This window comes from Komagataeibacter sp. SM21, assembly GCF_041402665.1.
In the GTDB taxonomy this organism is placed as follows: Bacteria; Pseudomonadota; Alphaproteobacteria; order Acetobacterales; family Acetobacteraceae; genus Komagataeibacter; species Komagataeibacter saccharivorans.
The window spans coordinates 62,640-79,802 of record NZ_JBGLOV010000007.1 but is presented as its reverse complement, the minus strand read 5'-3'; the positions used below and the strand labels follow the sequence as shown (position 1 = coordinate 79,802).

At 62.8% G+C, this 17,163-nt stretch carries 13 protein-coding genes and 1 tRNA gene; 6 read left to right on the top strand and 8 right to left on the bottom strand.

Annotated features, from left to right (window positions below; translation table 11 throughout):
- Positions 1-16 precede the first annotated feature (16 nt).
- Positions 17-2,179: a beta-N-acetylhexosaminidase gene (locus ACBR42_RS08890; protein ID WP_371207770.1), complete on the top strand. Its 2,163-nt coding sequence runs from the start codon at positions 17-19 to the stop codon at positions 2,177-2,179.
- Positions 2,180-2,263: 84 nt separating this feature from the next.
- Here ACBR42_RS08890 and ACBR42_RS08885 read toward each other — a convergent pair whose 3' ends face one another.
- From ACBR42_RS08885 to ACBR42_RS08875, 3 genes are all read right to left on the bottom strand, one after another.
- On the bottom strand, positions 2,264-3,382 hold the full coding sequence (locus ACBR42_RS08885) for a serine hydrolase domain-containing protein (protein WP_371207812.1): 1,119 nt from the start codon (positions 3,380-3,382) through the stop codon (positions 2,264-2,266).
- A gap of 415 nt (positions 3,383-3,797) precedes the next feature.
- Positions 3,798-4,283, bottom strand: a complete 486-nt coding sequence (locus ACBR42_RS08880) for a DUF523 domain-containing protein (protein ID WP_371207769.1) — start codon at positions 4,281-4,283, stop codon at positions 3,798-3,800.
- Positions 4,284-4,470: 187 nt separating this feature from the next.
- A tRNA-Cys gene (locus ACBR42_RS08875) sits at positions 4,471-4,544 on the bottom strand.
- A gap of 179 nt (positions 4,545-4,723) precedes the next feature.
- Between ACBR42_RS08875 and ACBR42_RS08870 the strand changes: the two genes are divergently transcribed.
- The 4 genes from ACBR42_RS08870 (at position 4,724) to msrA (ending at position 10,413) form a co-directional block, all read left to right on the top strand.
- Positions 4,724-5,410 carry a protein-L-isoaspartate O-methyltransferase gene (locus ACBR42_RS08870; protein ID WP_371207768.1) on the top strand — a complete coding sequence of 229 codons (687 nt, stop codon included), beginning with the start codon at positions 4,724-4,726 and terminating at the stop codon, positions 5,408-5,410.
- Positions 5,411-5,505: 95 nt separating this feature from the next.
- Positions 5,506-6,939, top strand: a complete 1,434-nt coding sequence (locus ACBR42_RS08865; RefSeq protein ID WP_371207766.1) for a TolC family outer membrane protein — start codon at positions 5,506-5,508, stop codon at positions 6,937-6,939.
- Positions 6,940-7,128: 189 nt separating this feature from the next.
- Positions 7,129-9,822, top strand: a complete 2,694-nt coding sequence (locus ACBR42_RS08860; RefSeq protein ID WP_371207811.1) for a valine--tRNA ligase — start codon at positions 7,129-7,131, stop codon at positions 9,820-9,822.
- A gap of 36 nt (positions 9,823-9,858) precedes the next feature.
- Positions 9,859-10,413 (top strand): peptide-methionine (S)-S-oxide reductase MsrA, encoded by a 555-nt coding sequence (msrA, locus tag ACBR42_RS08855; protein WP_371207765.1) that lies wholly within the window; start codon positions 9,859-9,861, stop codon positions 10,411-10,413.
- Positions 10,414-10,645: 232 nt separating this feature from the next.
- On the opposite strand, the gene ACBR42_RS08850 is transcribed toward msrA, so the two are convergent.
- Genes ACBR42_RS08850 through ACBR42_RS08830 form a run of 5 tightly spaced genes read right to left on the bottom strand, consistent with a single transcriptional unit; the run spans position 10,646 to position 16,217 of the window.
- On the bottom strand, positions 10,646-11,998 hold the full coding sequence (locus ACBR42_RS08850) for an AAA-associated domain-containing protein (protein ID WP_102324344.1): 1,353 nt from the start codon (positions 11,996-11,998) through the stop codon (positions 10,646-10,648).
- Between the two features lie 6 nt (positions 11,999-12,004).
- Positions 12,005-13,723, bottom strand: coding sequence for an ABC transporter permease (locus tag ACBR42_RS08845; RefSeq protein WP_371207764.1), 1,719 nt, complete (start codon positions 13,721-13,723; stop codon positions 12,005-12,007).
- The gene (gene dut, locus ACBR42_RS08840) at positions 13,720-14,181 is read right to left on the bottom strand and encodes a dUTP diphosphatase (protein ID WP_102324342.1); all 462 of its coding nucleotides are present in this window, start codon (positions 14,179-14,181) and stop codon (positions 13,720-13,722) included. The genes ACBR42_RS08845 and dut overlap by 4 nt, the downstream gene beginning before the upstream one ends.
- Before the next feature lie 12 nt (positions 14,182-14,193).
- Complete coding sequence (gene coaBC / locus ACBR42_RS08835) at positions 14,194-15,420, bottom strand: bifunctional phosphopantothenoylcysteine decarboxylase/phosphopantothenate--cysteine ligase CoaBC (protein ID WP_371207763.1); 1,227 nt, start codon at positions 15,418-15,420, stop codon at positions 14,194-14,196.
- Positions 15,420-16,217: a class I SAM-dependent methyltransferase gene (locus ACBR42_RS08830; protein WP_102324340.1), complete on the bottom strand. Its 798-nt coding sequence runs from the start codon at positions 16,215-16,217 to the stop codon at positions 15,420-15,422. Before ACBR42_RS08830 ends, coaBC begins: the two co-directional genes overlap by 1 nt.
- Before the next feature lie 29 nt (positions 16,218-16,246).
- Here ACBR42_RS08830 and mutM point away from each other — a divergent pair, with 29 nt between their 5' ends.
- Positions 16,247-17,128 carry a bifunctional DNA-formamidopyrimidine glycosylase/DNA-(apurinic or apyrimidinic site) lyase gene (gene mutM, locus ACBR42_RS08825; protein WP_371207761.1) on the top strand — a complete coding sequence of 294 codons (882 nt, stop codon included), beginning with the start codon at positions 16,247-16,249 and terminating at the stop codon, positions 17,126-17,128.
- Positions 17,129-17,163 lie beyond the last annotated feature (35 nt).

The window sequence follows — 17,163 nt, the reverse complement described above, 5'->3', positions numbered from 1 at the left end:
CTGGAAAACATGCGCCATGTTCCCTCTCCGTCATTTCAGGTCTGGTTTTTTCCTGCTGTCCATGGGGATGATGGGCATGGCGGGGCACGCGTGCGCCGCACCGGCCCTTATGCCGCAGCCGGTTTCATGGCAGCTCGCGCCCGGCAACATCCCGCTTGTGGGTGGCGTGCGGATTGAATGGCAGGGCGTTCGTTCCGCCATGCTGGATCGTGCGGCGGAACGTTTTGCCCGGCGTCTGGCGGTGCTCTCCGCCCGTGATGCCGTGGCGGGGCAGCAGGCGGGGCTTACGGTACGCATCCAGTGTCAGGCCGCTGATCCGGGGCTGCTGTCCGTCCATATGAAAGAACATTACCATCTGCGGACCGGTTCAGACGGCGCGACGCTGGTGGCCGATGGCCCTGCTGGCGTGCTGCGTGGGCTGAGTACCCTGCTGCAACTGGTGGAGCGGCAGGAGGCCGGTCCGGTACTCGATGCCGCCGTGATTGATGACAGTCCACGTTTCGCATGGCGCGGCATTCTTGTGGATGTCAGCCGCCATTTCATGTCGGTCGCAGCGCTGGAGCGGCAACTGGACATGATGGAACTGACCAGGCTGAATGTCCTGCACCTCCATCTTTCGGATGGACAGGGCTTCCGCGTGGAAAGCATGCTCTATCCACGCCTGCAGCAGGTGGCGTCCCATGGGGAATATTATACCCGCCAGCAGGTGCGCGACCTTGTTTCCTATGCGGCGGACCGGGGCATCCGCATCGTGCCGGAATTCGATACGCCGGGGCACAGTTACGCGCTGGTGCAGGCCTATCCCGAATATGCGGCCCAGCCGATAACGACCCCTATGGACCCCAAACGGGTTGTCCGTGCGGCCATCGATCCGTCCAATCCGCAGACCTATGTTTTCCTCTCCCGGCTGTATCATGAAATGGTCGGCCTGTTTCCCGATGCCTATTTTCATGTGGGCGGTGATGAGGTGCGTCCCGATGAGTGGACGGGCAACCCGCGTATCAGCGCCTTCATGAAACAGCATGGGTATGCCAGCACCGCTGCCCTGCAGGCGGCCTTTACCGCGCGGGTGCAGTCAATGCTGGCCCGGGACGGCAGGATCATGATGGGGTGGGATGAACTGATCGACGCCCCCGTCCCCGCCAGCATCGTGATCGAGCCGTGGCGCGGATCACGCTACACCGCTGCGGCAACGGCGGCCGGGCATCCGGTCGTGGTGTCAGCGGGGTATTATCTGGACCTGCTGCTGCCTGCGGTGGAGCATTACCGTGTTGATCCGCTCGACCCGCAGGGAAACGGCCTGCCGCCCGATCAGGTGGCGCAGGCCCATGCTCCGTTTCTGGATGCCTTCACGCTTGATCCCGCCGCCCGCATGACGCCAGCGCAGGATAGTCTGGTCATGGGGGCGGAAGCCCCGTTATGGACGGAAATCGTGACGGAGGAGATGCTCGATACCCGCCTGTGGCCCCGTTGTGCCGCGCTGGCGGAGCGGTTCTGGTCGCCCGCCACGGTGCGCGATGAAAACAGCCTTGCCGTCCGCCTGCCCATCGTGCAGTCGGAACTGGAGATACTGGGCAACCATGCCGCGACCGACAGCCACCGCATGATGCTGCGTCTGGCGCCCGATGATGCGACACCCCTTGCCGTTCTGCTGTCCGTTACCAGCCCGGTGCGCAATTATGCCCATAATCACGTATTTGGCCCCAGCCGTATTACACCAACGCCAGTTCGCCCGCCGCAGGACAGGGCCGCCGATATTGCCGCCCCGGACAGTTTTGCCGCCGCCGCTTTTGAACGTGACGTGCGCGCTTATGTCGCAGGCCAGCATGATCTGGCCGCCAGCCTGCGGGTCCGGCTGGAAAACTGGCGCGGGAATGACATCCGCCTGCAGCGTCTGGCCCGGACCGATCCTGCCCTGCGGGAAGTCCTGCCTGCATCCGCCCTGCTGGCGCAACTGGCGCAGGCCGGGCTTGATGCGCTGGATGGCGGGAGGGATGGCTGGCAGGCAGGGGCCACAGACGCCCTTGAAAAGGCCCGGACCCAGTCCGATGCCTCGGCGTCCATACTGAAGGTGCGCACCAGCGCGCAGCCGCCCGGTGATCTGGTGCAGGATATTGCGCCAGCCATCGCGCTGCTTGTTCAGGCTGCGGTGCACGCACATGAAATCAGGGCAGGCTAAATCTGTTTTTCAGAAGCGGTGGAGGTAGTCGTGGGGGCCACAATAATTGGTGCATGGGCAACAGCGGCATGAAGGCACCTGCGGTTAACCGGCATCCAGCGCGATGGCAGCAGCGGTTGCCACATCCCGGCGCAGGGAAATGACATTGCCGTGCCCATCGGGGTGGACGCGGTTGGTCAGGATCAGCACGTAGCTGTCACTTTGCGGATCTATCCATAACGACGTGCCGGTAAAGCCGGTATGACCGAAAGACCCTACGGGAAAGCGGTCGCCTCGCGCGCTGGAATAATGGGTGTCGATATCCCATCCCAGCCCCCGCAGGTCGTTTTTTCCAGCCGGTTGCTGCGGCGTGGTCATGAGCAGTACGGTATCATGTCGCAGGGGAAAGAACGTGCCATCACGTCCGGCGCGACAGTCGAGCAGTGCCTGCGCATAGCGGCACATATCATCGGCATTGGAAAAAAGCCCCGCATGGCCCGCAACCCCACCCATGCGGCGGGTGGTCGGGTCATGCACGACCCCACGGAGCATCTGGCCACTTTCATCCACCTGCGTCGGGGCGATGCGCGACCGGAGGCTGGCATCGGGCAGGAAGCAGGAATGGGATAGACCCATCGGACGCAGGATATGCCCGGTGGCATAAGCCGCCAGCGACTGGCTGGTAAGTTTTTCGACCATAAAGCCAAGGGTCAGGTAATTGATGTCGCTATAGACGAATTTCTGCCCGGCGGGCTGGTCGGGGCGGGTGTTCATGGTGCGGCTGTAGGCCTGTGCGCGCCCCTGCCAGCGTTCGGTCAGGTCAAGGTCCGGCGGCAGGCCGGAATAATGGGTCAGGAGGTGGCGGACGGTAATGTCCTGTTTACCCTGTGCCGCGAATTCCGGCAGGTAGGTGCTGACCGGTGTATCCAGACCGATCTGCCCCTTTTCCCATAACTGCATGATACAGGGCGCGGTAATGAGCGCCTTGGTCAACGATGCCATATCGAACACCGTGTCCCATGTCATGGGTTCGGACGCCGGACTTATGGCGCGCTGGCCATACACGGCCTTATGGACAATACGGCCAGCATGACCGATGGCGCAGACGACGCCCGGCGTTTCGTGGCTGCTGACTGCGTGGCGCAGGCGATCGTCCACTGCTGTCATGTCTATCGTTCGGGCCGGCGCCCTGCGCGGCAGGCATGTGGACAGGACCAGTCCCATGCCGACACCCATTGCCATGCGCCGGCTGGGGGAATGGACAGGGCGGTGGGACATGATCCAGATCCTTGCGGGAAAACCGATGCGCGAATGCAGGACAGGATAGCGTCGGCATGCCAATCCGCACCATCCGGAATCTTCATCCATTTCATGCAGGCGTGAAGGGAGCAGGATGGGACGCATCCCGGCCTAACCCGGACCGGATGCTCAGGTTTAATGGTCACGCTGGATGGGTGGGACTGGTTTTTATGACTGCCCCCGGTGAACAGGTGGGGTAAATCAGGGCTGTCTCATGGCCATCCGTCACCAGGCAGGCTTTTACGTCGACCCGCGCATGCAATGTTCGCACTAGCCGACTGGTGGCCGTCGTTGTGCGTGATATCGCCAGATACGGGTATGATGGACGGAAGGGGAAAGATCAGTCCATCGCTGCTTCAAGCAGGGAAAACTGTGCGGGCGCGTAAACGGTAATGCCATGACGTTGCAGCAACGCGGTCGTCACGCCCTGTCCCGCATGGCGCGTGCCGCTAAACTGGCCGTCGTAGATAAAGCTGCTGCCACAGGACGGGCTGCCATCCATCAGCAGGGCGAGCACGCAGTTGTGCCGCCGTGCCATCTCCAGCGCCTTATGGGCTCCCTCAACAAACTGCGCGGATACGTCGCGGCCCGTTATTTCATAAACGTGATCACGTCCGTCGATTACCGCAATGCCATCCCCGCCGCAGGCGATTTCGGCGGCGGGTCTGGGAATGGGCATTCCGGCTGCCGTTTCGGGGCAGAAAGCGATCACCCGCCCTTCGGCCTGCCAGCGCGTCAGACTTGCATGCTCCAGCAGCCGTGCCGCGCCATCGTATCTTACGGGCTGACCGGACAGGCAGCCGCTGATCAGCAGGTTTGGTTTCATGGCGCGAGTTTTACATATCACTTGGCGTGGTGAAACCGGACAAATGATACAGGCGGGGAATCGCCATGGGCAGGCAGGAGAGTGCCGCATAATGATGCAGAACATTCACTGACTACAATTTCCGGGGGTATTTTATGGGGTAAAATGTCGAGAAAAATATTTCATTTTCAACGACTTGAAAGGTCGCTGGAGGTCTGGGCGGGAATCGAACCCACATTCGCGGATTTGCAGTCCGCTGCATCACCATTCTGCCACCAGACCTCGGCGACACGGGGGCTATATCTGCCGAAATGTGCTTCAGGTCAAGCCGTTGTGTGCAGCCCTGCCGTTGTTTCTATGCAAAACCGGCGCATAAATAGGAAAAAGCCGGAAAAAAATCTGCCCGTCCGGTCGGGCTGCCGATCCTGACCGCGTTCGGCACCGTGTTTCAAGGAACCGTTATGGACAAGACAGACCCCGATTACGCGCCTCTTGATTTTGCCGCGGCCCGACAGCGGATGGTGGATGCCCAGATCCGTCCGGCACAGGTCAGCAATCCGGACGTGGTCGCCGCCATGCGTGCCCTGCCGCGCGAACAGGCCGTGCCGGACGCATTGCGGGCCTTTGCCTATGCCGATCGCTGCCTGCCGCTGGGGGATGAACGCTACCTGACCGAGCCCCGCGTAACCGGACGCATGTTGCAGGTGTGTGAAATACGCCATGGGGAGCGCGTTCTGGTCGTGGGGGCAGGAACGGGGTATCTGGCCGCGCTCCTGTCCACCATGGGGCAGGGGCTGGATGTCACGGCACTCGAATCCGACCGGACGCTGGCGGATATCGGCAGGGCGCTGTGCTTTACCTGGGCGCCTGATGTGCACTGGCATGAGGGACCGCTGGTCAGGGGAATGGCGGAAAACGCACCGTATGACCTGATCGTGATTGATGGTGCGGTCCGGCATGTGCCCCCGGCCCTGCTGGAACAACTGGCGGAGGGGGGGCGGATCATTGCCCCCATCTGCCCGGATTCGGGTGTCACCACGGTCAGCCGCATTGTCCGCACCCCGCAGGGGAGTGCTGCACAGCCCCTGTTCGATGCCGCCGTGCCGCTGTTGCCTGAACTCGAACCTGCTCCCGCTTTTGTGTTCTGACCGGCGGCGCGGTTAACGCATGCGCAACATCCTGCCGCTAGAGACGATGTGCGGGCGTCTGGCCCCGTATCGTATCAGCCGGGGCAGGAGGGCGCATGCGGGGAAACTGGGCCATCAGTGCGGGCAGTGCCGCTGTCCTGTGTTGCGGCACGGCGCTGGGGCGTGAACCCCAGCCCGGAACTGGCGCGACGGAGATACCGCACACGCTGAAGGATGCGCTGGCGGCAGCATATCTGACCAACCCCGTCCTGCGGCAGGAACGCGCCACGCTGCGCGCAACGGATGAACAGGTACCGCAGGCGCTGGGCGGATGGCGGCCCACCATCACCGGCACCGCCAAGATGTCCTATTATTCCGGCGTGATGCGGCTTGCGGGTACATCGGCTGAAAATGGTTATGCACGGCAATATGACAGTCCGGGTTATGCTGGCGGCGTCAGCATTTCCCAACCGCTGTATACCGGGGGCAAGACCACCGCCACCACGCACAAGGCGCGCCATGCGGTCAGGGCCGAACGTGCGCGCCTGATCGCCGCCGAACAGCAGGTGCTGGCCGATGTGGTCAGTGCCTACGTCAATGTGGTGGAAGACCAGCAGATACTCAGCATCGACATCAATAACGAGCAGGTCTACGCCACCCAGCTACATGATACCGAACTGCGCGCCCGTGGGGGGGAGTTCACCCATACCGATGTGGCGCAGGCGCAGGGCGCGCTTGCCAATGCCCGGGCGATACGGCAACTGGCGGAAGGTACGTTGCAGGCGGATCGTGCCACCTTCCGGCAGGTCGTAGGCTGTGATGCAGCCGCGGACCTGACCCCGCCACAACCGCTGGTCCTGCCCATCCATGCCGAGCAGGACGCCATGACACAGGCCGTGCAGAACAATCCGCAGGTGATCGCGGCCCTGTTTGACGAAGCCGCCAAAAAAGATGCGGTGGGCGTGGCCTTTTCCACTCTCATGCCCAATGTCAGCGCGCAGGCCGCGTATATGCATGCCATCAATCAGGATGAAGGCCGGTCGCTGGCCAATGACAAATACGCCATGGTCAGCGCCGCCATGCCCCTTTATCAGGGTGGGGGCGAGTATGCCGCCGTCCGCATGGCCCGGCAGCAGGCGGCGGAAGCAGCGCGGGCCGTGGATGTCAGCCGCCGCGCGGCGGTCCAGCTTGCGGCGGCAAGCTGGCAGCGCATGCAGGCCAACCGCGCGGCGATAGAAAGCAACCGCGATGCCGTGGCCGCCGACAGTGTCGCCCTGCACGGCATGCAGCGGCAGGTCATTGTCGGCACGACATCGACGCTGGCCGTGCTCCAGCAGCAGGAAACCGTGCTTCAGGCCCAGATCGCGCTGGTGCGCAGCGTCGGCAATCTTGTCATCTCATCCTACCAGACTACGGCGGCCATAGGCAGGCTGACCGCGCGCGACCTGAATCTTGACGTGCCGCTATATGATGAAGGTGCCTACTACCGCGCGGTCCATGACCGGCTGTGGGGTATCAGCGATTATGCAACCGGCCAGCCGGGGCGCTGATCCTCCGCCGGTCTGAAAGGGCGGCGTGGAAAGGCGGCTTCCCGCGCTTGTTACTCCTGCAAGTGATCCATAAATGTCAAAACGATTGCACGGGTGGCGTTCCTTTCCCGTGGGTTTGGGGTATATCTGCCCTTGGCCGGGCGCGGTGTCCTGCCTTGCGTCTGATTATGGTGGATCTGGTTTTTCGTGATGCTTGACAAGTCGTTCTCCCCCGCTGGGACAGAAACTTCCCTCTATGCCCTGTGGGAGGCCAGCGGTGCCTTCGGCGCACAGCCGACCAGTCCGGCATCGCCGTACACCATCATGATCCCGCCACCCAACGTTACGGGCACGCTGCATATCGGTCACGCCCTGACCATGACGCTGCAGGATACGCTTATCCGCTGGCGCCGCATGCAGGGGCGCGACGTGCTGTGGCAGCCCGGCACCGATCACGCGGGTATCGCCACCCAGCTTGTGGTGGAACGGATGCTGCAGAAAGAAGGCACATCGCGGCAGGAAATGGGACGCGATGCCTTTGTCGAGCGCGTGTGGGACTGGAAGGCGCAGTCCGGCGGCGGCATCACCACGCAGTTACGCCGCCTTGGCGGTTCGCTGGACTGGGAGCGTGAACGCTTCACCATGGATGAGGGCCTGTCCAGCGCGGTGAAGGAAGTGTTCGTCACCCTGTACCGTGAGGGGCTGATCTATCGCGACCGGCGTCTGGTCAACTGGGACCCGGCCTTCCGTTCCGCCATCTCCGATCTGGAAGTCGACAACCGCGAAACACGCGGCAGCCTGTGGTATATCCGCTACCCCGTGGAGGGGCAGCCGGGCCGCACCATTACCGTCGCCACCACCCGTCCCGAAACCATGCTGGGTGACATGGCCGTAGCCGTCCATCCGGAGGACGAACGCTTTGCCGACCTGATCGGCAGCAACGTCATCCTGCCGCTGACGGGGCGGCGCATTCCCATCGTGGCGGATGAACATTCCGATCCGACCAAGGGCAGCGGCGCGGTCAAGATCACGCCTGCCCATGACTTCAACGATTTCGAGGTCGGTCGCCGCCACGGGCTGGACATGCCCAGCATCCTTGATGAGGAAGCGTGCATCACACTGGCCGAAATCGGGGATGAACTGCGCGCGGAAGACGGTCTGGCTGACCCTGCATTCGTACGCACCCTTGCTGGCCTGCCGCGTGATGAGGCGCGCAAGGTCATGGTGGCCGAACTGGAACGGCTGGAATGGCTGGAAAAGATCGAGCCGCACACCAATCAGGTTCCCCATGCCGAACGCAGCGGCGTGGTGGTCGAACCGCGCCTGACCACGCAGTGGTACTGTGATGCCAGAACCCTTGCCGGTCCTGCGGTTGAAGCGGTCGAAAGCGGCAAGATCGAATTCGTGCCGCGCCAGTGGGAAAACACCTTTTACGCATGGATGCGTGACATCCAGCCCTGGTGCATCAGCCGCCAGTTGTGGTGGGGCCACCGCATCCCCGCATGGTACGGGCCGGACGGACATGTATTCGTCGCCCATGACGAAGCCGAAGCGGCAACGCAGGCCCGTGCCCATTACGGTCAGGATACCGACCTTACGCGTGATGACGATGTGCTGGACACGTGGTTTTCCTCCGCGCTGTGGCCGTTCTCGACCCTTGGCTGGCCGGAACAGACGCCGGAACTGGCGCGCTATTACCCGACCGACGTGCTTGTAACCGGGTTTGACATCATCTTCTTCTGGGTTGCGCGGATGATGATGATGGGCCTGCATTTCATGAAGGACGTTCCCTTCCGCAAGGTCTTCATCCACGGTCTGGTGCGTGATGAGCGTGGGCAGAAGATGTCCAAGTCCAAGGGCAACGGCATTGACCCGCTGGAACTGATCGACACCTATGGCGCGGATGCCATGCGCTTTTGCATCTGCTCGCTGACCGGTCTTGGCCGCGATGTGAAGCTGGGACGCAAGCGGGTGGAGGAATACCGTTCCTTCATGACCAAGATCTGGAATGCGGCGCGTTTTTGCGAAATGAATGGCGTCGCTCCGGTCGAAGGGTTCAGCCCCGCCAGCGTGCAGTCCCCTCTGGGCCGGTGGATACTGGCGGAACTGGCGCAGGCCACGGACGATGCGACAAAGGCGCTGGAATCCTTCCGCTTCGATGAATATGCCGGTGTCTGCTACCGCTTCGTCTGGAACTGCTTCTGTGACTGGTTCCTTGAACTGGCCAAGCCGGTCCTCGCTGCGGGGGATACCGCCGAAGCGATTGAAACGCGCGCCGTGGCGGCCCACGTTCTGGGCACCATCCTGCGCCTGTTGCAGCCGGTCACGCCGTTCATGACCGACCGGTTGTGGCAGCATTTCGGTTTCGGGGCAGAAGGCTCGCTCATTACCGCGCCGTGGCCCCGGCCGGAGCATCTGGATGGAGCGCAGCAGGCACGCGATGAGGTGGAATGGCTGATTCGCTTCATTACCGCCATCCGCACCGTACGGTCGGAAATGAACGTGCCGCCGTCACGTCTGGCGCCGGTTCTGCTGCGTGATGCAGCACCGGTCACGGTAGAACGGACCGGTAAATGGGCGGAAGCGATCGGCCGGATGGCCCGCGTGTCCGAAGTGCTGCCACTGGAAGGCGAAATGCCGCAGGGTGCCGCGCAGCTTGTGGTTGATGAAGCAACGCTCGTTATTCCGCTGGCCGGGATTATCGACCTGTCGCAGGAACGGCAGCGGCTGGAAAAGGAATGCGCCAAGGTGGATGGCGAGATCGTCAAGGTCGAACGCAAGTTGGGCAATGCCGACTTCGTCGCCCGCGCCAAGCCCGAAGTCGTGACTGAAAACCGCGAACGGCTTGAAACGTTCCAGGCCGAACGCCTGCGCCTTCAGGCGGCGCTGGCCCGCATCGCCTGATCCACGACATAAGGCCCGGATGAAAAGGGAAGCACGATGACCGTTCTCGCATTGGAAACACTGGTGATAGGTGGGGGCTGCTTCTGGTGTGTGGAAGCGCCGCTCAAGGAATTGCGCGGCGTGCATGCCATCGAACCGGGTTATGCCGGTGGTGAAACGCCCGATCCCACATATGAACAGGTCTGCACGGGGCGCACCGGCCATGCGGAGGTCGTGCGTGTGACCTTTGATCCCACCCAAATTTCCTGTGCCGATCTGCTGCGTATTTTCTTTGTTATGCACGATCCCACCACGCTGAACCGGCAGGGCAACGATGTGGGTACGCAATATCGTTCCGCCATTTACTGGCAGGGCGCGGAGCAGGAAAAGACAGCTTTCGCCGTTCGCGACGAGATGGACAAATCAGGCGTCTGGTCCAACCCGATTGTGACCGAGATCGCGCCGCTGGCCCATTTCTGGCCTGCGGAAGATTACCATCGTGATTACTTCGCGCGTAATCCGGGCAACCCCTTCTGTAGCGCGGTCATCCCGCCCAAAATCGCCAAGATGCGCCGCCTGTTCCGGGATCGGCTGGTGACAGCCGCCAGCTAGGGATCCCGCACGGATCGGCGCCCCTGTTTGCGCTGCGCACACAGGAAAAGGCCCATGCCGTTCTTTATGGGGCGACCAGAGGGCGGCAATTTCCCATTATCCTCGCACCGGTTTTCCCTGACCTGTTCCCCATACGGGGCACAGGTAAGTCTGGCTGTTGCCGTTTCACGATTGCGGGATCGGCTGCCGTCCGTGCACAGGGTCCAGCGGATGCGTGATGGCTGCGATGCCGTCACTCGGCCTCATCATCAAGGAAAAGCTGGTCGGCTTCTTCGTCAAAATCGAACAGTTCCGCATAACGCGCCCAGCCGATCAGTGTCTGCAATGTCTGGCGGGCATAGGGGGGCGACATGCTGTCTTCCAGTTCATCGCGGAAGCGTTCGGCGCTGGCGCGATGGTTGGGACGTTCGTCCAGAACGGCGCGGATGGTCCGCACCATGGGGATGTTGTGCAGCATGTTGTGCCACAGGATATGCTTGCGGATGTCATGCTCGCTCTGGACAAAACGCATGCCTTCGGGCGTGAGCAGGATGTCCCCGTCCTCCAGTTCCGCAAAACCCAGCAGTTGCAGGGATTCACCCAGCGGGAAAAGATCATCCAGTTCCAGTTGCAGCCGGCTGGCCAGCAGGGGCAGGTCGGCGCGGCCATGCAGCGGGTCCGCAGCCAGCGTTTCCATCATGCCGACAAGCGTATTCATGGGCAGTTGGGGCAGGGGGACGGCATCGGCTGAAATCTGGACGCGTTTCAGGTCCGGGTCCGTCATGTCGGCTTCCGACACCACGGGCGCGCGACGGGTCATGAGCGCGTAGATACGGTCGACAAACTGGCGGAAGGCCAGATCTTCACGGTTACGCGGATGCTCAAAAGGCACCTGCAGTTCATGCGCCACCCGCCCCGGATTGGAGGAGAATATGAGGATACGGTCGCACATCAGCACCGCTTCCTCGATATTATGGGTCACGAGCAGGATCGACTGGATGGGCAGCTTTTTTTCGGCCCACAGTTCCACCAGATCCGTACGCAGGTTTTCCGCCGTAAGCACATCCAGCGCGGAAAACGGTTCATCCATCAGCAGCAGGTCCGGCTTGACCACCAGCGCGCGGGCAAGCCCCACGCGCTGGCGCATGCCACCGGACAGTTCCTTCGGGTAGGCGTTTTCATACCCGCCCAGACCAATCAGGCTGATGGCGTCTTCCGCCAGTTTCAGGCGCTCGGCCGGGGGAACGCCCTGTGCTTCCAGCCCCAGTTCAACATTTTTCTGCACCGTCAGCCAGGGGAACAGCGCAAAGGACTGGAACACCATGGAAATGCCATCCGCGGGGCCGGTCAGCCTGCTGCCTTTCCAGATCACTTCGCCTGCCGTGGGTGGCAGCAGGCCCGCGATGATGCGCAGAAGGGTCGATTTGCCCGAACCTGAACGCCCCAGTAGCCCCACGATTTCGCCACTGCGTATGCTCAGGTTGACCCCGTCCAGAACCACAAGATCCGCCGAGCTTTCCTTGTGGTAAGCCTGTCGGCAGTCGATGATCCGGACAAGCTCCGTCCCTGTCGTCTGCCTGTTGGGGGCGGGGGGCTGCTGCATCATGTACTCTCAGTCAAAAGTGAAATGCCGGGCGGCATAATTGGATAACGGACGCCACAGGGCGCGATTGAGCAGCAGCACGAAGGCGGCCATCACCACCATGCCCAGCCCAACCTGATCGGTCGCGCCCGCGACTGTCGCATGGGCGATATAGGCCCCAAGCCCCTGCGCGCTGAGCGTGGTGTCGCCCCAGCTTGCAACCTCGGTCGCGATTGCTGCATTCCATGCGCCGCCTGAAGCCGTCAGCGCCCCGGTTATGAAAAAGGGCGTCAGGCCCGGCAGCATCACGCGCCACCACCACAGCCAGCCCTTTACGTGGAAGTTCCGCGCCGCTTCCAGCAGGTCACCGGGATAGGATGACGCGCCTGCCACGACATTGAACAGGATATACCACTGCGTGCCCAGCAGCATGAGGGGCGTCAGCCAGATATTGCTGTTGAGATGCCAGTGCACGATCCCGACCACCACCAGCGGGAAGAACAGGTTGGCGGGGAAAGCCGCCATGAACTGCGCGGCCATCTGTGCCCTGCGGGCGCGGTGGGGGGACAGTCCCAGCCAGATTCCAAGTGGCACCCAGATCAGGGACGCAATGAAAACCGTAATCGCAACCCGCAGCAGCGTGAACCCGCCCAGCGTGATGACATGCGCGATCTGGCGCAGGGTGTAATGTGCGCTGCCGTAGACCCAGGTTTTCTCCCCTACCGTAATGGCAAACACGATCAGTGCCGCAATCCATGCCACGTCCACAACGCGGGAGGGAATGATCGGGCGTACCGGGGCGGAAGGCCTGCGGCCAAGCGCCAGCCAGCCGATGCGTGTTGCGATGTCGCCCGTGCGCAGGCAGATCTGGCGCAGCAGGTGGGTGCGGCGCAGCAGGCTCAGCACCCATGGATCGGGGGCGCTGACAGTGGCGCCATCGTCGGTCTGGAAGCGGGCGGACCATGCCACCAGCGGACGGAACAGCAACTGGTCATAGGCAAGGATTACGGCCAGCATCGCCACGATGGCGTAGAAAATGGCCCAGATATTGCGCTGTTCGATCGCCACGCCGACATAGGAACCGATGCCGGGCAGGGCGATGTCCGTGTTGCCGACGGTGATCGTTTCGGAATAGACGACCATGAACCATCCGCCCGACATGGAAATCATGGTGTTCCATACAAGCGAAGGAATGGCGAAGGGCACTTCCAGCCGCCAGAAGCGCTGCCACGGGGTCAGGCCGAAGCAGCGCGCCGCTTCTTCCAGATCAGGGGGCACGGTACGCAGCGCCTGATACATGGCAAAGGCCATGTTCCATGCCTGACTGGTAAAGATGGTGAAGATGGCGGCCAGTTCAGCCCCCATCATCCGGCCCGGAAACAGGCCAAGGAAAAAGACGACGGTAAAGGTAAGGAAGCCAAGGATAGGAACCGATTGCAGGATATCCAGCAGCGGGATCAGCACCTGTCCCGCGCGCCTGCTCTTGGCTGCCCACACCGCGTAGGTAAACGTAAAGACCAGCGATGCGCCAAGGGCTGCGAACATGCGCAGCGTCGTCCGCACTGCGTAGGCGGGCAGCCACAGGGGGCTGAGATGGATGGTCCCGGCCTCACTGGGTGGAATGGGCACCAGCATGTGCCGCCCTGCCGTGGCAATGACAACGGCCGCGGCCATGATCGCCAGCAGGCCGAGCAGGTCCGCGATATTGGGGCGGACGCGCAGGTTCCCTGATAGCCCGGTTTCCGTCACCCTGCCGTGCCCGTACTGCCAAATCCGCCCGCGCCGCGCTGCGTTTCCTCCAGTTCCGAATATTCGACCCATTCGCCGCGCACGACGGGGGCCAGTACCGCCTGTGCAATGCGCATGCCGCGTTCGACCACGAAATGCTCGCTGCCGGTGTTGAGGATGATGACGCCGATTTCGCCCCGGTAATCCTCATCAATCGTGCCGGGGGCATTGGGCAGGGTAATGCCATGCTTCAGCGCCAGACCGGAACGCGGGCGGATCTGGAGTTCGTATCCACGCGGCAATGCTACGCACAGGCCCGTGGGGATCAGCGCGCGTGCGCCCGCCCAGACCGTTACCGGATCGATCACGGCGGCCAGCAGGTCCATGCCAGCCGCGCCATCGGTCGCGTAGGCAGGCAGCGGCAGGTCCCGCGCATGGGCAAGGCGGCGGACGCGGATGGGCTGGATGGAAAAACTCATGGCAGGGGTCCGTCAGGTAATTTCAGTCTCAGGTTGTGTATGCATGAATGTGGCGATTCGCGCGACCAGCCTGCGGGCGACCTGTGTCTTGTCCAGCCGGGGCCAGTGTTCGGCCCCGCTGGCGTCGATCAGTGTCACCTCGTTTTCCGTCCCGCCCATGATGCCGGTGGCAGGACTGACATCATTGGCGACGATCCAGTCACATCCCTTGCGCAGGCGCTTGGCGGTGGCGTGCGCAATGACATGTTCGGTTTCCGCCGCGAAACCGATGACCAGACGCGGACGCGCGGATGCAGACCGGCTGAGCGTGGCCAGAATATCGGGATTGGGGCTGAGGCGGAGTTCGGGCGGCCTGCCGTCATCCGTTTTCTTGATTTTCTGCATGGCGGCGGCAATGTGCCAGTCCGCCACGGCGGCGGCGCATACGGCAATGTCGCACGGCAGGGCGCTGGTGCAGGCCGCAAGCATTTCCCGTGCCGTCTCGATGCGTATCACATGCATGCCGGGCGGGTCGGGCAGGGTGGTCGGCCCGCTGACCAGTGTGACATCCGCGCCCGCTTCCGCCAGCAGGCGCGCAATGGCATAGCCCTGCGTGCCCGATGAACGGTTGGCGAGGTAGCGCACCGGGTCAACCGGTTCATGCGTGGGGCCTGCCGTGACAAGCGCCCTGCGGCCTGCCAGCGGGCGTTCTCCATCCAGCCTGTGCACGATGGCGGCAAGGATGGCGTCAGGCTCCGCCAGTCGTCCCGGCCCGGTTTCATTGCAGGCCATGCGTCCTGTGTCAGGCCCAACGAATTCCACGCCGCGCGCCCGCAGCGTGGCGGTATTGGCCTGCGTGGCGGGGTGTTCCCACATCCGCACATTCATCGCCGGTGCCACCAGAACGGGTGTGTCGGTGGCCAGAAGGACGGTGGTGGCCAGATCGTCGGCCTGTCCCGTGGCCATGCGGGCAAGCATGTTGGCGGTGGCGGGGCAGACCACGATCAGGTCACTGGCGCGGGACAGGGCGATATGTCCCATCTCGCTCTCATCGGTCAGGGAGAACAGGTCGGTGAAGACACGTTCCCCGCTCAGGGCCTGCAGCGCCATGGGGGTGACGAATCGCGCGCCCGCTTCCGTCAGGACCGTGCGGACGCGTATGCCCTGTTCACCCAGCCTGCGGATCAGGTCCAGCGCCTTGTAGGCGGCGATTCCCCCGCATACGATCAGCAGGACAGACCGATCCGCCCGCCCCGTCATCAGATGCGCCAGCCGGAATGGATGGCCGCGATTCCACCGGAAAGGTTCTGGTAGCTTACGCGCTCCAGCCCCGCTTCGCGCATCATGTCCGCCAGCGTTTCCTGATCGGGGAACATGCGGATGCTTTCGGCCAGATACTGGTAGCTTTCGCGGTCGCCCGCAATGGCCGCCCCCATGCGGGGCAGGACATGGAAGGACCATGCGTCGTAAACCGGCGCGAAGGCCGCCACCTGCACGCGGGAAAATTCAAGGCACAGGAACCGCCCGCCCGGTCGCAGGATGCGGCGTGCCTCGCGCAGGACCTGCAGCTTGTCCGTGCAGTTGCGCAGGCCAAAGGCGATGGACACGCGGTCAACCGAGTTGTCGGCCAGCGGAATCGCTTCCGCATCGACGGCAAGGAAGTTGAGGCCCGAAACCAGCCCACGGTCCAGCGCCCGGTTACGGCCAACGGTCAGCATGCTTACATTGATGTCGGACAGGATGGCGGGACCGCCGCCACCGCGCAGCCAGCCGAACGAAATATCGCCCGTGCCCCCGGCCAGGTCGAGCAGGGACAGATCGGGGTGGGGGGCGAGTTCGTTGACGAAAATCCGCTTCCACGCGCGATGGATGCCCAGTGACATCACGTCGTTCATGATGTCGTATTTGGAGGCAACGCTGTCAAAGACATCGCGGACGAGGGATTTCTTCTGCCGCAATGGCACATCGCGGAAGCCGAAATCGGTGGTATCCGCGTGGCGGTCATCGGGACGGCCTGCGGAAGGGGAGGGATGGTATGGCTGGCTATTGTCGGTCATGATGCACAGGTATAACCCCAGATGAGGCCATGCCGGAACTCCCTGAAGTCGAAACTGTGATGCGCGGGATGCGAGTGCATCTTGAAGGTCACACAATTTCCTACGCCAGCACGCACCATACCGGCCTGCGATGGCCATTTCCGCCCGGCCTGGCCAAAGCACTGTCGGGACGGCGGGTGGATGGATTCGCCCGGCGTGGCAAATATATTCTCATAACGTTGTCGGGCGGCATGGTTGCGCTGCTGCATCTGGGCATGTCGGGGCGCATCGTGCTGTCGCGCCCGGATGCGGATGAACCCGTGGCCCCGCCCGCCCGGCATGAACATCTGGTTATCGAAACACGCGAGGGCGCGCGTTGCGGGCTTGTCGATCCGCGCCGGTTCGGCATGGTCGATCTGGTCGCGGCGGACAAGGTGGAAACCCATCGTCTGCTGTCTGGCATGGGGCCGGAACCGCTGGGCAACCGCTTTGATGGCGCATGGCTGGCGCAGAAGGGCAGGGGGCGGCGCAGCAGCATCAAGGCCCTGCTGCTGGATCAGCGCGTCGTGGCGGGGTTGGGTAATATATATGTATCCGAAGCCCTGTTCCGGGCGCGCATTCATCCCGCACGCGCGGCAGGGGATGTAAGTGAGGCTGAATATGCCACCCTCGTCACCCAGATCCGCATCGTGCTGGAAGAAGCGATCGCCGCTGGCGGGTCAAGCCTGCGTGATTATGTGCAACCGGACGGGGAACTGGGTTATTTTCAGCATGCCTGGCGCGTCTATGGGCGTGAGGGGACGGGATGCCCGGAGTGTCCCGGTCCGCCGGGGTGTGACGGTGTGGTGCGGATCACCCAGTCCGGGCGGTCCACCTTCTTCTGTCCGCGCCTGCAGGCTGATGAAAACGATTTTGGTAAAGACTTGTCTTGACGAATGCCGTCAGGGTGGACTAGATCGCCAGCCTG

What these genes read in the sequence shown, in the direction of transcription:
- ACBR42_RS08890 (WP_371207770.1), top strand. Translation starts at nt 17, where the DNA reads ATGTTCCCTCTCCGTCATTTCAGGTCTGGTTTTTTCCTGCTGTCCATG.
- ACBR42_RS08885 (WP_371207812.1), bottom strand. Translation starts at nt 3,382, where the DNA reads ATGGGACTGGTCCTGTCCACATGCCTGCCGCGCAGGGCGCCGGCCCGA.
- ACBR42_RS08880 (WP_371207769.1), bottom strand. Translation starts at nt 4,283, where the DNA reads ATGAAACCAAACCTGCTGATCAGCGGCTGCCTGTCCGGTCAGCCCGTA.
- ACBR42_RS08870 (WP_371207768.1), top strand. Translation starts at nt 4,724, where the DNA reads ATGGACAAGACAGACCCCGATTACGCGCCTCTTGATTTTGCCGCGGCC.
- ACBR42_RS08865 (WP_371207766.1), top strand. Translation starts at nt 5,506, where the DNA reads ATGCGGGGAAACTGGGCCATCAGTGCGGGCAGTGCCGCTGTCCTGTGT.
- ACBR42_RS08860 (WP_371207811.1), top strand. Translation starts at nt 7,129, where the DNA reads ATGCTTGACAAGTCGTTCTCCCCCGCTGGGACAGAAACTTCCCTCTAT.
- msrA (WP_371207765.1), top strand. Translation starts at nt 9,859, where the DNA reads ATGACCGTTCTCGCATTGGAAACACTGGTGATAGGTGGGGGCTGCTTC.
- ACBR42_RS08850 (WP_102324344.1), bottom strand. Translation starts at nt 11,998, where the DNA reads ATGATGCAGCAGCCCCCCGCCCCCAACAGGCAGACGACAGGGACGGAG.
- dut (WP_102324342.1), bottom strand. Translation starts at nt 14,181, where the DNA reads ATGAGTTTTTCCATCCAGCCCATCCGCGTCCGCCGCCTTGCCCATGCG.
- coaBC (WP_371207763.1), bottom strand. Translation starts at nt 15,420, where the DNA reads ATGACGGGGCGGGCGGATCGGTCTGTCCTGCTGATCGTATGCGGGGGA.
- ACBR42_RS08830 (WP_102324340.1), bottom strand. Translation starts at nt 16,217, where the DNA reads ATGACCGACAATAGCCAGCCATACCATCCCTCCCCTTCCGCAGGCCGT.
- mutM (WP_371207761.1), top strand. Translation starts at nt 16,247, where the DNA reads ATGCCGGAACTCCCTGAAGTCGAAACTGTGATGCGCGGGATGCGAGTG.